Below are 14,586 nucleotides of genomic sequence, written 5' to 3' on the forward strand. Positions count from 1 at the left end.
GCTTTGATCCCAAGATCTCTGAATGGGGGAACCCACCTGAAAGTTTGATATAACAGCCGCAAGGCTGCCTATATCCTGCTTAACCAGGTACTTATGGACTGAATACATAGGTCTATAAGAGCAAACCCGGGGAACTGAAACATCTAAGTACCCGGAGGAAAGGACATCAATAGAGACTCCGTTAGTAGCGGCGAGCGAACGCGGACCAGCCGAGCCTGATGAGTGAGAAGAACATGTTGGGAAACATGGCCATAGCGGGTGACAGCCCCGTATTCTAAGCTCTGAGGGACGTATTAAGTAGGGCGGGACACGTGAAATCCTGTTCGAAGATCGGAGGACCACCTCCGAAGGCTAAGTACTCCTTACTGACCGATAGCGAACCAGTACCGTGAGGGAAAGGTGAAAAGCACCCCGGCGAGGGGAGTGAAACAGTACCTGAAACCGAACGCCTACAATCAGTTGGAGGCCCCTTGAGGGCTGACAGCGTACCTTTTGTATAATGGGTCATCGACTTGGTCTCACGAGCAAGCTTAAGCCGCTAGGCGGAGGCGCAGCGAAAGCGAGTCTTAATAGGGCGCATGAGTTCGTGGGATCAGACCCGAAACCGAGTGATCTAGGCATGGCCAGGCTGAAGGTGCGGTAACACGCACTGGAGGGCCGAACCCACATCTGTTGAAAAAGATCGGGATGAGCTGTGCCTAGGGGTGAAAGGCCAATCAAACTCGGAGATAGCTGGTTCTCTGCGAAATCTATTTAGGTAGAGCGTCATCCGAATACCCCGGGGGGTAGAGCACTGGATGGGTAATGGGGCCCCACAGGCTTACTGATCCTAACCAAACTCCGAATACCCGGGAGTACTGGATGGCAGACACACGGCGGATGCTAACGTCCGTCGTGGAGAGGGAAACAACCCTGACCTCCGGCTAAGGCCCCCAATTCATGGCTAAGTGGGAAAGCAGGTGAGACGTCCAAAACAACCAGGAGGTTGGCTTAGAAGCAGCCATCCTTTAAAGATAGCGTAACAGCTCACTGGTCTAATCAAGATGTCTTGCGGCGAAGATGTAACGGGGCTCAAGCCATGAGCCGAAGCCGAGGATGCACATAGTGCATGGTAGCAGAGCGTAGTGTGACATAGGTCCATGCGTCCTTACTTTCCTCCGGGAAAGATTGGACGCAAGGAGCTTTCGATGAAGCGGGCGCGTGAGCGATCCCGTGGAGAGATCACTAGTGAGAATGATGACATGAGTAGCGACAAAGAGTGTGAGAGACACTCTCGCCGAAAGTCCAAGGGTTCCTGCTTAAAGCTAATCTGAGCAGGGTAAGCCGGCCCCTAAGCCGAGGCCGAAAGGCGTAGGCGATGGGAACCACGTTAATATTCGTGGGCCAGGAGGATGTGACGGATTGTGACGGTAGTTCATCCTTATCGGATTGAATGGGCTGCTGATCAGTCCCTGGAAATAGCCCTCCATCAGACCGTACCCTAAACCGACACAGGTGGACTGGTAGAGAATACCAAGGCGCTTGAGAGAACGATGTTGAAGGAACTCGGCAAAATACCTCCGTAAGTTCGCGAGAAGGAGGCCCGGGTCCTACGCAAGTGGAATCCGGGGGCACAAACCAGGGGGTGGCGACTGTTTATTAAAAACACAGGGCTCTGCGAAGCCGCAAGGCGACGTATAGGGTCTGACGCCTGCCCGGTGCCTGAAGGTTAAAAGGAGGGGTGAGAGCTCCGAATTGAAGCCCAGGTAAACGGCGGCCGTAACTATAACGGTCCTAAGGTAGCGAAATTCCTTGTCGGGTAAGTTCCGACCTGCACGAATGGCGTAACGACTTCCCCGCTGTCTCCAACATCGACTCAGCGAAATTGAATTGCCTGTCAAGATGCAGGCTTCCCGCGGTTAGACGGAAAGACCCCGTGCACCTTTACTACAGCTTCGCACTGGCATCAGGATTGTGATGTGCAGGATAGGTGGTAGGCATCGAAGCCGGAACGCAAGTTCCGGTGGAGCCTCCCTTGAGATACCACCCTTCGCACTCTTGATGTCTAACCGCGGTCCGTTATCCGGATCCGGGACCCTGCGTGGCGGGTAGTTTGACTGGGGCGGTCGCCTCCTAAAGAGTAACGGAGGCGCGCGAAGGTTGGCTCAGAGCGGTCGGAAATCGCTCGTTGAGTGCAATGGCAGAAGCCAGCCTGACTGCGAGACTGACAAGTCGAGCAGAGACGAAAGTCGGCCATAGTGATCCGGTGGTCCCGCGTGGAAGGGCCATCGCTCAACGGATAAAAGGTACGCCGGGGATAACAGGCTGATACTGCCCAAGAGTCCATATCGACGGCAGTGTTTGGCACCTCGATGTCGGCTCATCTCATCCTGGGGCTGGAGCAGGTCCCAAGGGTACGGCTGTTCGCCGTTTAAAGAGGTACGTGAGCTGGGTTTAGAACGTCGTGAGACAGTTCGGTCCCTATCTGCCGTGGGTGTAGGATACTTGAGAGGAGTTGCCCCTAGTACGAGAGGACCGGGGTGAACGATCCACTGGTGGACCAGTTGTTATGCCAATAGCAGTGCTGGGTAGCTATGATCGGACAGGATAACCGCTGAAGGCATCTAAGCGGGAAGCCCCCCTCAAAACAAGGTATCCCTGAGGGCCGTGGAAGACCACCACGCCGATAGGCCGGAGGTGTAAGCGCAGCAATGCGTTCAGCTGACCGGTACTAATCGCCCGACAGGCTTGATTTGATCCAGTAACAGACAGTGTTACTCAGAACCAAACAAGCAAACACATCCCAAAACAAAACTTGGACAAACGTTGATTGTACTGCCTTCCGCTCGTGGAAACGTCTCGTGACGCAACCCAGGTGCGGCAACGCGCATTTGCTTTGCAAATACGCTGCCTGCCGCCAAATCCACTTGCCGGAGGCAAGTGGATTTTTCTCGGTTTGGTGGCAAAAGCGCAAGTGAAACACCCGGTCCCTTCCCGAACCCGGAAGTTAAGCACTGCAGCGCCGATGGTACTTGGGCTCAAGCCCTGGGAGAGTAGGTCACCGCCAAACCTAGTAAAATCCAAATATCTCTCAAAACGATGCGAAATACACCTGACGCGGGATGGAGCAGCCAGGTAGCTCGTCAGGCTCATAACCTGAAGGTCGCAGGTTCAAATCCTGCTCCCGCAACCAAATTATCACTGTAATAACAGTACGATAGCGCCCTAAGGGGCGTTTCTTGCGTTTGGGTCTCCCTCACGGCTGGAAGCACTGTGGAAGCACAAGGAGACAAGTCGGATTGTGGCCGCGGAGTAACAGTGCGCCGTGCCGAGAAGGCGTCCGGAAAACGGCAGCCAGCCGAGTACGGGAGCGGGCGTTGGCTGTATGAGCCATAATTGCCCAATCAATACGAGTGGATGCCGATTTTTGGCTCGTTTCGAGTGTGAATTCAATCCGAGTCAGATTTCTTATTGATCAGCTCATCCAGAGCTTTGATGTCATCTTCACTTAACTCAGGGAAAAGCGATACGGACATTGCGTTCGTTACCTTTGCTCGTACGGCGTCCCAGTCATCTAAAGGATCATGTTCGATGTACTTTGCGATGCCTTCGTAATGTTTGTGCACCTCTAACTTCACAGCGATTTCCGCAGCGACCTTATTTCGGTTCGATGTCAACCAGCGTCGTGTCGTCTTTTTGGATTTCCCTATCGCCAGTGGCATCGACTTGTCGGAAAGCGCCTTTAGTGCGCTTGAGCTAGTTGGTTCTGGTAGCCAATTCGAATCTAGAGCAAACAATCCATACGGGATGGCAAGCGGTGCCTGCGTATCACCATCGTTCACCTGTGCAGTGAGCGCGTCATACTCAGTCTTGGAATAAACTATGCACCCTCGCAGCTGCCGAGTTGGTTTCCACTCGTAGTCAAAAGCCACCACGGGACCGTGAGTGTGTTCTTCTAGCCAATCCTTAAGCCGTGTTCCGTTGGAGATCATCGCAGAAAGAAGTAAGTAGTCGGCTTCCGCATTGATCTGACCGAATTGCAGGAAGCAAAGCATGGCATCAATGCTCCTCCGGTCGGCTCGTATAAACTGTCCCATTGGCGCTGACGTCAGACACTAATAACCGCGGACTCTGCGGGGAGCACGTCAGTGGCCTCGGATGCTCATGAGGGCACCTGGGCCGCGGTGTCGAAGCTGCTGTGCGCCACCTGGCAGCGCTGCCGCGTCCATTTTCAAAGAAATATTGCGGCCCGTGCCGGCAAGAGCGGGCGCAGAGTGGTCTCCGCCTTCATCGCCACAGCTATTGCCCAGGACACCGAGGAAGCCGCCAGCATCCAATGGCGCAGCGTCGCCGATCAGATCCGGCCCAAGGTGCCGAAACTTGCGATGGTCATGGGCGACCCCGAGCACGACGTGCTGGCCTACATGTCTTTTCCCAAGGAACACCGTGCCAAGTTGCACTCGACGAACCCCATTGAGCGTCTGAGCGGCGAAATCAAGCGGCGCACGGATGTCGCCGGTATCTTCCCGAACGATGACGCCATCGTCCGCCTGGTCGGCGCGTTGCTGCTGGAGCAAAACGATGGGTGGGCTGTCCAGCGCGCCTGTTGCATGACACTGAAAACCATCGCGTCAATGGGCGATGATCCCGTCATCAGCCTGCCACCGTGGCATCCTGACCAAGCAGGCCCGCACCGAATATCACGGTGAACGCCATGGGGCACTATCCAGCCGCATTGTGCCCGGAGCACAGTAGGGCACTCCGGGCAGTTGCAAGATCATCAAAGGCCCTTGTTGACTGCTTGAGCCGCATCGATCATGTCTTGCCCCACGTCAGCGGAGAAATTCTCCCAGACAGGCTTCATCGCGGCGACCCAGGCTTGACGCTGCCCGGGAGCCAGCGTGCGCACGGTGCCGCCTGCTGCGATGATTGCCGCCTTCGCTTCATTGTTCACTTTCGTGGCCTCGGTATTCCGGGTTCTGGATACGTCGCCCAGAATTTCCAGGAACTGCTTGCGGACATCCGGTTCAAGGCTGCTAAGCCAGTCCACAGATGTTACGACAAGGTAGTCGATAACGCCGTGGTTGGTCTCGGTCACGCCGTCCTGCACCTCAAAGAACTTCTTGCCGTAGATGTTGGACCAGGTGTTCTCCTGCCCGTCCACGACCCCCTGCTGCAGCGCGCCGTAGACTTCCGAGAACGCCATCTTCTGGGGCGAGCCGCCGATCGCTTCCATCTGCGCCACCAGCACGTCCGAGGACTGCACCCGGAACTTCAGCCCGTTGGCGTCCGACGGTTCCAGCAGCGGCTTGTTGGCCGACATCTGCTTCATGCCGTTGTGCCAGTAGGCCAGCCCCTGCAGGCCGCGGCGCTGCATGCTGTCGAGCATCGCCTGGCCGGTCTCCGAGCCCTGGAACGCATCCACCGCCTCGATGTTCTTGAACATGAACGGCAGGTCGAACAGGCGGAACTGCTTGGTGAACTTCTCGAATTTCGACAAGGACGGCGCCGCCAGCTGCACGTCGCCCTGCAGCATCGCTTCCAGCACCTTGTTGTCATTGTAGAGCGTGGAGTTCGGATAGACCTCCAGGCACATGGTGCCGTTCATTTCCTCGTTCACGCGCTTTTCCAACAGTGCGGCCGCAATCCCCTTGGGGTGCTTGTCGGTGTTGGTGACGTGGCTGAACTTCACCACGATTTCGCCTTCGTCGCAGGCGTCCGCGCTGGCCTGTGTACCGGCCATGAGCAGTGCGGTACACAGCAGCGTTCTCAATACATTCATCTTTTTCTCCCTTTGGTTTGATCAAGTCGCAGTTTCACATGTAAATCTGCCTCAGGACGCGGATCTCCTCCATCATCCGGCAAGCGTGACAGGATGGTTGTTGCGCGCGCCAGCACCGGTTTATCCACCATTTGGCCGCGGAACCGGAAACTGCTTTTCTCTGTTTGGGAAGCTGCGAGGACGGCCCCGGCCCATTCAATCTCAGTATCCGTGGGGAAAAACGCGGCGTGGATTGCCTCGATTTGCCGGGGGTGGATACACATCATGCCGCTCATACCGATGGCCGCAGCGTGCTTTGCGGCAGCTTTCAAACCCTGGGCGTCTTCCAGCGAGGGAAAAACACCGTCAATTGGTGCGGGGCGTCCGGCACGGCAGGCAGCGGACACCAGCTGATAGCGGGCGTGGTCCAGCATTGCCTGCCCGCCAGGGTGTTCCATGTCCAGTCCCATCTCCTGGGACAGGTCGATCGTGCCCAGCAGCATGCGTCCGCAGTTCGGCAGCCCGGCAATTGCTGCCGCCTCGCTCACACCCTGGGCTGTTTCAATCAAGGGCCAGACGGGCCGGGACAAGTGCCGCGCCAAGTCGGCTACCTGCGCGTGGTTTGCCTTTGGCAGGATCACTCCGGCCAGTCCTTCGTGCTGCGCAACGTCAAGATCAGCGGCGAACCCGCGGTTTTCCGCGTTGTTGATCCGGACAAGGATGTTCTGAGGATGGGATTCGTCCAGATAGGCGCGGATGTTTCTGCGGGCTTCCGCCTTGGCCGCATCCGCTACAGCATCCTCAAGGTCCATGATCATGGCGTGCGCACCGGATTGAGCGGCTTTGGCAAAACGTTCGGGGCGGTCTCCGGGCACGAACAGAAAGCTGCGGGCGAAATTCAAGTCAGTCATCAGATCACCCCTTGGGCGCGCAAGGCGGCGATGGCAGCAGCGGAATGGCCCATTTCTGCAAGGATGCTGCCGGAGTGCTGACCGAGCGCAGGCACAGCTTCCATGCGGGGGGGCATTCCTATGCCCCCTGGCGGCAGCAGGGCAGGGACCGGGCCGGCGGGCGTGTCCACGTCCCGCCAGCGGTCCCGTGCCGCGAACTGAACGTGCTGCCAGACCTCCTTCATATCGTTCAGGCGGGCATTGGCGATACCAGCGCGGTTGAGCCGGTCGAGAACCTGATCTGCGGTGAGACCGGCAAAGCAATCGGTGACTACCCGGGCCAGGCTTTCCTTGTTGGCGGCGCGTGCGCTGTTGCTGGCATAGCGGGGATCCCTGGCAAGTGCTGGCTGTTGCAGGACGCTCGTGCAGAAGGCCGTCCATTCGCGATCATTCTGAAGCCCCAGAATGACCGTTCGGCCATCTCCGGCAGGAAAGGGGCCATAGGGAAAGATCGTTGCGTGGCTGGCGCCTGCACGGGCAGGCGGCGCAGCACCGTCGTAGGAATAGTAGAGGGGGTAGCTCATCCATTCCGTCATGGCTTCAAGCATGGAAAGGTCTATTTCGCACCCCAGGCCAGTTTTGTTGCGTTGCAACAGGGCCGCAAGAATGTTGGTGTAGGCATACATGCCTGCGGCAATGTCTGCGATCGATATGCCCGCTTTGCTGGGGGAGTCAGGGGTGCCGGTGGTCGACAGGAAGCCGGATTCGGATTGAATCAGCAGATCATAGGCCTTGCGGTGGCAGTCCGGCCCGGAGCCTCCATAGCCGGAAATGTTGCACAGAATGACGCCCTGGTTGGTCTTGCGCATATCAGCGTAGCTGAGCCCCAGCCGCGCCGCCGCACCGGGGGCAAGGTTCTGAACTACGACATCGGCTTTTGACACAAGCTCTTGCAGGATCTGCGCGCCATCGGGATGCTTGACGTCCAGGGTCAGGCTTTCCTTCGATCGGTTCGTCCATACGAAATGGGAGGCCAGCCCGTTGACCCGGCTGTCATAGTTGCGGGCAAAATCCCCGGATCCGGGACGTTCAACCTTGATGACGCGGGCACCCAGATCTGCCAGCTGACGGGTGGCAAACGGCGCGGCAATCGCGTGTTCCAGACTGACAACGGTTATTCCATCAAGCGGCAGCATCAGAAGGACCTCGGCAGGCCGAGCATATGCTCGGCGACGTATGAGAGAATGAGATTGGTGGAGACCGGTGCGACCTGATAGAGCCGCGTTTCCCGGAACTTGCGCTCCACATCGTATTCGGTGGCAAAACCATAACCGCCATGGGATTGGAGGCAGGCGTTGGCCGCTTCCCAACTGGCCTTGGCAGCCAGATATTTTGCCATATTGGCCTCGCTGCCCGCCTTCTGTCCGGCATCGAACAGGGCACAGGCCCGGAACCGCATCAGATTGGCGGCCTCAAGCTCGATCTTGGCCTCGGCCAGCGGAAACTGCACCCCCTGGTTCTGCCCGATGGGACGCCCGAAGACCTCGCGACCGGTCACGTATTGTGCTGCCTTGTCGAGAAACCAAAAGCCGTCACCGATGCATTCTGCCGCGATCAGGGTGCGTTCCGCATTCAGCCCGTCCAGGATATAGCGGAACCCCATTCCCTCCTCGCCGATCAAGTTCTCCGCAGGAATTTCCAGGTTGTCGAAGAACAGCTCATTGGTTTCATGGTTGACCATATTGGCAATCGGCTTCACCTCCAGCCCGTTGCCGATGGCCTGCCTCAGATCGACGAGGAAGATCGACATGCCAAGGGACTTCCTTGCGACTTCCGAAAGCGGCGTCGTGCGCGCCAGCAGAATCATCAGATCGGAATGCCGTACACGGCTGATCCAGACTTTCTGGCCGTTCACGACATAACGGTCGCCCTGGCGGCGCGCCGTGGTTTTGATCATTGTGGTATCGGTCCCGGCGGCAGGCTCCGTCACGGCCATCGATTGCAGCCGGAGCCTGCCCTGGGCGATGCCGGGCAGATAGCGTTGCTTCTGCTCGGAGGAACCGTGCCGCAGCAGGGTGCCCATATTGTACATCTGGCCGTGGCATGCGCCGGCATTGCCGCCGGCCCGGTTGATCTCTTCAAGAATGATGCTGGCTTCGGTCAGGCCAAGCCCCGATCCGCCATAGGTTTCGGGGATCATGGCAGCCAGCCAGCCGTCACGGGTGAGTGCGTTGACGAAGTCCTCGGGGTAGGCGCGGTTTTCGTCTATCATGCGGTGGTATTCGGGCGGAAAGGTTGCGCAGAGCGCCCGTATGGCGTCACGGATTTCCTGGTGGTTTGTTCGAGCGTCATGTGTCATGCGATGATTGCCTCCGCCTGCATGGCAAGTGCGCCGTCCTGACGCTGCGCCCAAAGCTGAACGGTCGTGCCGTCAGCTCCGACGGAGCCATGCACGGTAAAGCTTTCCGTATCGGAAATGGCCGACAGGGCCCGGAACTGAAAACTCTTCACCACTGCACCCGGCCGCTGACGCCGCAACAGATCCAGCAGTAGTGTTGCGATCAGCGGTCCGTGGACCACCAGCCCCTTGTAGCCTTCGGAGGTAACGCAGAAAGGCTGGTCATAGTGGATGCGATGCCCATTGAAGGTGAGCGCGGAGTAGCGGAAGAGAAGCACCGGATCCGGGTGGATCTCTCGTGAAAAGTCAGAATCCGCAGGAGCTTGCGGCGGGGCTGGTGCAATTGCGCCCGGGGCGGGCTCCTCGCGGTAGACGATGTCGTGTTCTTCGTCGACGCCCAGAGTTTCGCCGTCAAATAGTTGGTGGCTGACAGTGACAAAAACCAATTGGCCGCTGCGCCCATGCTTGGCCTGGATGGACTTGACCTGCGATACCTTGCGCAGGGTGCTTCCGATCCGGAGCGGCGCGGTGAAGGTCAGGCGGCTGCCCGCCCACATCCGGCGCGGCAGGGAAACCGGGGGTAAAAACCCACCGGGCGCCGCGTGGCCGTCGTAACCGGCCTCGGAAAGCTTGTAGACCGGCAGGAAGTGAAGCCAGTGCCAGAGCGGCGGCAGCGGGGTGCCGTCCGCATACTCCGGATCATCTCGATCCAGCGTGGCAGCGAGCGCATTCGAGGGGAAAGGGGCAATCCGTTCATTATAGGCTTGTGTGCGGCCGATCCACTTTTCCAGACGGTCGGTGTTCATTCTAGCCTCCGCTACTTCATCATTGGCAAGAAGCCTTGCACAGCTTCTGAATTCCGCAAATTCGCATTTCAATAACGTTGTATTCGTGATAGATGAACGCAAATGAACATTGAGCTTGTAGACCTGCGCCTGTTTGTGAAAATCGCCGAGTGCGGAAACCTGACCCACGGCGCAGCGCGCGCCTTTTTATCCCCGCCTGCAGCCAGCGCCCGCATCAAATCCGTGGAGCAGGAGGCGGGACAGCAGCTGCTGGTACGAAACAACAAAGGGATCAGCCTGACACCGGCTGGGGAGACCTTCTTGCGCCAGGCCCGGCTGGTCTTGAGGCAGCTGGATTTTCTGGCGGATGAAATGACCAACGCGGAGGCCGGCCACCTCCGGATTTTTGCCAATACGACAGCTGTGACCGAGTTTCTGCCGGAAATTCTTGCGCGGTTCCTGGCAGCGCGTCCGGGCGTGACAGTCGATCTTCAGGAACGGCTGACACAAGAGATCGTCCGGTCTGTGGTAGATGGGACCGCAGACATCGGGATCATTTCAGGCCCCCACGGGCACGTTGACCTGGAAGCCGTAAGATTCTCAACTGACCGGCTGATGCTGGCAGTGCCCGCCGGTCATCCATTGGCCGGCCGGGATCGCATTCTTCTCGATCAGACGCTTGAATTTGAGCATATAGGCTTGCACGAAGGCAGTACGCTTCTGGACTTTCTCCGGCGCCAGCTCCGGCGCAGCGGATTTGACCGGAGCCTGAGGATTCAGGTGCGGAGTTTTGAAGCCATGTGCCGTCTGGTCGAGGCGGGAGTTGGAATTGGGGTCGTGCCTGAATCCGCGGCTCAGCGGCATTTGCAAACCATGAACATCAGGCTGCTGGTTCTGGAAGATGCCTGGGCACTGCGTGACCGCTCCATTTTGATGAGAAGCCAAGGCGCACTGCCCCAATCGGCTCAACTGCTGATCGGAATGCTCATTGACGAAGGGGCGGGCGGTCGAAAGTAGCAAAAATAGCTTCAGTTCGGTGCGGGCTGGGTATTTAGTCCCGGAGTGTGGCGGTCTGCGGCTATCAGATGGCCGTCAACTCTGAATGGAGAGCTGGTTTCAAAACTCTGCCGCGAACCTGCAGTGAGCGATTCCGCAGCTTGGGCTGGATCAATTTGACATGACGTCCTGAGAAGGCTTCGTTGCAGTTTTTCGCAACAGGTGTGTCTGTCCTGCGATCAGACAAGCAGTGCCTCGCTGGGCGGCGGGGCAGAGACGGCTCCCCAGTAGTCGGCAGACGGGAGCCAGTCAAAACCATCAAATGCTGAGCCGATACCGCCGCGGCCGTCTATGGCATGGATGAACTCGATCCCGAAAACGGTGATGCCGAGTTCGTTCAATACCCCGGCACGGTTGCCGGATTCAAACTCGAGATAACTGGCGTCATCCAGTACAAGGTAGAGCGTATCCGCACCGGTCCCGCCGCGGAATGTGTCGCGCGAGCCAGCGCCGCCGCCGATGAGCGCGGTTTCTGTGAAGATGAAGGTGTCGTTGCCCGCACCTCCGAAGATCAGATCGTCGCCACGGCCGTCCACGATTTTGTCTTCGCCTGCGGAACCTCGGATCTCGTCGTTGCCGTCTCCGCCGCTGATGATGTCGTTGCCACGGCGGCCGTTCACGATATCATTACCGCTTCCGCCAAGAAGAATGTCGCTGCCCCGGCCGCCGGAGATTTCGTCGTTTCCCTTGCCGCCGACCACGGCATCGTTGCCGCGGCCGGCCTTGATGGTGTCATCGCCGCCGAGCGCGAATACAGCATTTGCCTGAGAACCTGAGCTCAGGCTGGTTGCGCCCTCGTCCAGAAGTTCCGCCGTGCCGCCGCGCATGACGAATTCGGCATATGCGCCCCAGACCTGATGCACGGTCTCGGCCGGGTGGATCGAATCCCATGCAAGGACCTGGTCGCTGTCAAAGGCGCTTCCGGCGATTAGGTAATCAGTCCGGTCTGCGAGAATTCCGAATCCTGCAGGATCTTCGGTAAGTGCTGCCGACACAGCAAAAAGATCGACCATCCGTACATCGGTCCCTGCGTTGCGAAGAATTCCGATCTCGTCGGTTACCATAGTGTTGAATGTGTCGATGAGGAGGTCCGCGAAGGAGGTGAGCGCAGGGGAGAGCGTATCGAATTCCGGGTAAAAGCCTGCCGCCGGCTGGGTCGCAAGAAACACTGTCCCGACACCCGTTGCGCTGAGGGTGTTCGCGGCGCTGCCGATTTGCGCAATCAGGCCTTCCATCACCGGTCCTGCGAGGGCCAGGAACTCAGCTTGGGTGAGGATTTGCTGCTCCTGAACCGTTCCCAGCAAGTCAGTGAAATCATTGCCGCCGATCAGAAGAAACGCGGCCGAGTCCGCCGGAACGCCGCCAGAGGCGTCTTTTGTGAAATCTGCAACCTGAGCCTCCAGATCAATCATGTCTTCCAGAAGACCATCAGCCAGAGCTGTCGCCGTCGCGACTGCATAGTTCACAACTTCGAACCCGCCCAGGCTGGCGGCATAGCTGGCATGGGTCAGTGCGTTGGTGACCGCACCCATGGTGCCGACTTCGGAAAAACTGTCGATCACGGTCTGTCTCGCCTGGACTTCGGCCTGTGCCTGAAGCCGGTCCCGGTCGGCTGGCGATGGAATGCCGCCAAAACTGATGATCAGGTCCAGAAGGATGACTGGCTCGATGACCGACGCCAGAATGTCCACTGCGTTGCCCTCATCGGTCAGGCTGTCGCCGAAGTAGTAGATACGTGAAAACGGGTTCATCAACTTACTTTCCCGGCACCGCCAGGGCAGCGCACGATTTCGTCAGATTGATAGAGGAAGGGGCGCGGTTTGAACCAAACAGTGCGGTTTTGCTTGCCCTGCGCAATCGCCTTCCACACTCATGGTGCCATTCCGCTCTATCCATGGCAATGATTCTCGATCCAGCGGAGCTTAAGGGGGCTTGCCCAAGCCGGCGGTTCTCCGGGCCGCATTGCTGAGGCATGCCTCCCCGGGACCGCGCGCCCCGGTTGGCCGGCCAGTATAATGCGCCGCTGTCTGCATCAGGACTGCAGGTTGTCCCGGGTGTTTCCGTCACGCAGCGATCTGCTGTGGATTGACACTCGGCCATCTGCCGCAGCTGAAAGACAACCAGATTACTGTTGCGGGCCGCCGCCGGTGAAAGCAGGCCCGTTTCATAGAACGGTTTGGCATCGCGCGGGCAGGTAAGCACTGCACGCAATTGTATTGCGAATGGGGGTATTCAATTGTACAAATGTAGCATGACAATATGGCGCCCTGATCCCCGGACATTGAAATCCCCCCTGCATTCCAGCCTTGCGCTCTCCATTGCCAAGGCAATCTCGGATGGCAGGCTTCCAAAGGGAACGCAGCTTCCGACTCACCGTAAGCTGGCGGAAGAGCTGGGTCTGAGCGTCCACACGGTCAGCAAGGCATACGAAAGTCTGCGGCGGCAGCGGCTGATTGATGGCCAGGTCGGGCGGGGCAGCTACGTTCTGGATCCTGACCAGCCCAACGATCAGCCGTTTCGGCTGAGCTCCGAAAGAGGCGGCGGCTTTGATCTGTCGATTTCGCGCCCTGTTGTCTCGCAGCAGCATGCCGAACGGTTCCAGCAGGCGCTGCGGGATCTGCCTGAGGGGCTGGACCCTAGCTATTACCTGTCCTGCCGCCCGAACATTGGCCATGACGCGCATCGGGCCGCGGGCGCGCAATGGCTGCAGCATTGCGGTCTTGAGGTGAAGCCGGACCGGATCATCATGACCAATGGGGTCAGCCACGGCATGTCCGCCGCGCTGTCAGCACTGACCCGGCCAGGCGATACTGTTATCTCGGACAAGATCACTCACCACCTGCTGGTATCGGGCTGTTCCTATTTGGGTCTGAACCTTGCTGGTCTTGAAACCGATGCAGATGGAATTTGTCCGGGTGCGGTGGATCGGTTTTGCCGGGAGAACTCCGCCAAAGTTTTGTTTCTGCTGCCCTCTTTGGCCAACGCAACTGCAGGGATGATACCTGAGGCGCGACGCAGAGAGCTGGTGGAAGTTGCCCGCAAGCACGATTTGCACATCATCGAAAACGATGCATTCGGTCCGGTCGCCGAAGACCGCCCGGTGCCGGTGACGGCGCTGGCGCCGGAGCGGACGATTTATCTGACGACCTTCACCAAATGCACCGTGTCGGGGCTGCGGGCGGGTTATATGGCGGCACCGGAGCATCTGCTGCCGGCGCTGACCGGGCGGATTGTCGTGTTCGGCTGGATGGCGACGCCGCTGATGTGCGAGCTGGCAACCCGCTGGGTGCAGGACGGCACCGCGCTGGAGCTGGCGCAGTGGCAACGGCACGCGCTGGCGGAACGCTATGCCATCGCCACAGAGGTGCTGCAGGACTGGCGCTGGCAGGGGCATCCGTCGGCGCTGCACCTGTGGCTGCCGCTGACCGAGGGCTGGACCACCGGCAGCTTTGTTTCCTATGCGCAGGAACTGAAGGTGGCGGTGGCGCCGGACGCGCCGTTCCTGACCCCCAAGACGCCGCCGCAGAATGCCGTGCGCCTCTCGCTGGGCAGTATCCAGGACCAAGAGCGTTTCCGGCAGGCCCTGAACCTGATTGCGGGGATGCTGAACCATCCGCCGGAGGGAGTGGCACCCTTTACTTATTGATATTGTCCTGCATCAATAAAAAAATTGACATGCAGTACAATACCTCTCAAGTCTGTCGCAGCGGTGCGCAG

At 58.6% G+C, this 14,586-nt stretch carries 9 protein-coding genes, 1 tRNA gene, 2 rRNA genes and 1 pseudogene (1 of these 13 only partly in view); 6 read left to right on the forward strand and 7 right to left on the reverse strand.

Translation table 11 applies throughout. The features are described from left to right. The 3 genes from OKQ63_RS00365 to OKQ63_RS00375 all read left to right on the forward strand — a co-directional run. Window positions 1-2,735 (forward strand): 23S ribosomal RNA (locus OKQ63_RS00365) (it extends 96 nt beyond the left edge of the window). Window positions 2,736-2,934: 199 nt separating this feature from the next. Further along, window positions 2,935-3,049, forward strand: a 5S ribosomal RNA gene (gene rrf / locus OKQ63_RS00370). A 46-nt stretch (window positions 3,050-3,095) separates the two neighbouring features. Further along, window positions 3,096-3,172 (forward strand) — tRNA-Met (locus tag OKQ63_RS00375). Window positions 3,173-3,428: 256 nt separating this feature from the next. On the opposite strand, the gene OKQ63_RS00380 is transcribed toward OKQ63_RS00375, so the two are convergent. Continuing rightward, window positions 3,429-4,034, reverse strand: a complete 606-nt coding sequence (locus tag OKQ63_RS00380) for a hypothetical protein (RefSeq protein ID WP_264212024.1) — start codon at window positions 4,032-4,034, stop codon at window positions 3,429-3,431. A gap of 81 nt (window positions 4,035-4,115) precedes the next feature. Here OKQ63_RS00380 and OKQ63_RS00385 point away from each other — a divergent pair. Further along, window positions 4,116-4,688 (forward strand): annotated as a pseudogene (locus OKQ63_RS00385) (transposase); the annotation flags it as partial. 71 nt (window positions 4,689-4,759) lie between these two features. Here the strand turns inward: OKQ63_RS00385 and OKQ63_RS00390 are convergent. Genes OKQ63_RS00390 through OKQ63_RS00410 form a run of 5 tightly spaced genes read right to left on the reverse strand, consistent with a single transcriptional unit; the run spans window position 4,760 to window position 9,834 of the window. Then, the gene (locus OKQ63_RS00390) at window positions 4,760-5,722 is read right to left on the reverse strand and encodes a DctP family TRAP transporter solute-binding subunit (RefSeq protein ID WP_264213854.1); all 963 of its coding nucleotides are present in this window, start codon (window positions 5,720-5,722) and stop codon (window positions 4,760-4,762) included. Window positions 5,723-5,757: 35 nt separating this feature from the next. Continuing rightward, window positions 5,758-6,651, reverse strand: coding sequence for an HpcH/HpaI aldolase/citrate lyase family protein (locus tag OKQ63_RS00395; protein WP_264212025.1), 894 nt, complete (start codon window positions 6,649-6,651; stop codon window positions 5,758-5,760). Next, window positions 6,651-7,826 carry a CaiB/BaiF CoA transferase family protein gene (locus OKQ63_RS00400; RefSeq protein ID WP_264212026.1) on the reverse strand — a complete coding sequence of 392 codons (1,176 nt, stop codon included), beginning with the start codon at window positions 7,824-7,826 and terminating at the stop codon, window positions 6,651-6,653. The genes OKQ63_RS00395 and OKQ63_RS00400 overlap by 1 nt, the downstream gene beginning before the upstream one ends. After that, window positions 7,826-8,989 carry an acyl-CoA dehydrogenase family protein gene (locus OKQ63_RS00405; RefSeq protein WP_264212027.1) on the reverse strand — a complete coding sequence of 388 codons (1,164 nt, stop codon included), beginning with the start codon at window positions 8,987-8,989 and terminating at the stop codon, window positions 7,826-7,828. Before OKQ63_RS00405 ends, OKQ63_RS00400 begins: the two co-directional genes overlap by 1 nt. Next, window positions 8,986-9,834 (reverse strand): HTD2 family dehydratase, encoded by an 849-nt coding sequence (locus tag OKQ63_RS00410; protein WP_264212028.1) that lies wholly within the window; start codon window positions 9,832-9,834, stop codon window positions 8,986-8,988. The genes OKQ63_RS00405 and OKQ63_RS00410 overlap by 4 nt, the downstream gene beginning before the upstream one ends. Window positions 9,835-9,936: 102 nt before the next feature. Here OKQ63_RS00410 and OKQ63_RS00415 point away from each other — a divergent pair, with 102 nt between their 5' ends. Then, on the forward strand, window positions 9,937-10,830 hold the full coding sequence (locus OKQ63_RS00415; protein ID WP_264212029.1) for a LysR family transcriptional regulator: 894 nt from the start codon (window positions 9,937-9,939) through the stop codon (window positions 10,828-10,830). Between the two features lie 218 nt (window positions 10,831-11,048). Here OKQ63_RS00415 and OKQ63_RS00420 read toward each other — a convergent pair whose 3' ends face one another. Beyond that, entirely contained in the window at window positions 11,049-12,620 is a 1,572-nt protein-coding gene (locus tag OKQ63_RS00420) for an SGNH/GDSL hydrolase family protein (protein ID WP_264212030.1), read from the reverse strand. 530 nt (window positions 12,621-13,150) lie between these two features. Here OKQ63_RS00420 and ehuR point away from each other — a divergent pair. After that, a complete protein-coding gene (gene ehuR / locus OKQ63_RS00425) occupies window positions 13,151-14,515 on the forward strand; it encodes a MocR-like ectoine utilization transcription factor EhuR (protein WP_264212031.1) in 1,365 nt (454 codons plus the stop codon). Window positions 14,516-14,586: the final 71 nt, after the last annotated feature.

It is taken from the genome of Leisingera thetidis, from assembly GCF_025857195.1.
Taxonomy (GTDB): domain Bacteria; phylum Pseudomonadota; class Alphaproteobacteria; order Rhodobacterales; family Rhodobacteraceae; genus Leisingera; species Leisingera thetidis.

Coding starts and splice junctions, on each gene's coding strand:
- OKQ63_RS00380 (WP_264212024.1), bottom strand. CDS start 4,034: ATGCTTTGCTTCCTGCAATTCGGTCAGATCAATGCGGAAGCCGACTAC.
- OKQ63_RS00390 (WP_264213854.1), bottom strand. CDS start 5,722: ATGGCCGGTACACAGGCCAGCGCGGACGCCTGCGACGAAGGCGAAATC.
- OKQ63_RS00395 (WP_264212025.1), bottom strand. CDS start 6,651: ATGACTGACTTGAATTTCGCCCGCAGCTTTCTGTTCGTGCCCGGAGAC.
- OKQ63_RS00400 (WP_264212026.1), bottom strand. CDS start 7,826: ATGCTGCCGCTTGATGGAATAACCGTTGTCAGTCTGGAACACGCGATT.
- OKQ63_RS00405 (WP_264212027.1), bottom strand. CDS start 8,989: ATGACACATGACGCTCGAACAAACCACCAGGAAATCCGTGACGCCATA.
- OKQ63_RS00410 (WP_264212028.1), bottom strand. CDS start 9,834: ATGAACACCGACCGTCTGGAAAAGTGGATCGGCCGCACACAAGCCTAT.
- OKQ63_RS00415 (WP_264212029.1), top strand. CDS start 9,937: ATGAACATTGAGCTTGTAGACCTGCGCCTGTTTGTGAAAATCGCCGAG.
- OKQ63_RS00420 (WP_264212030.1), bottom strand. CDS start 12,620: ATGAACCCGTTTTCACGTATCTACTACTTCGGCGACAGCCTGACCGAT.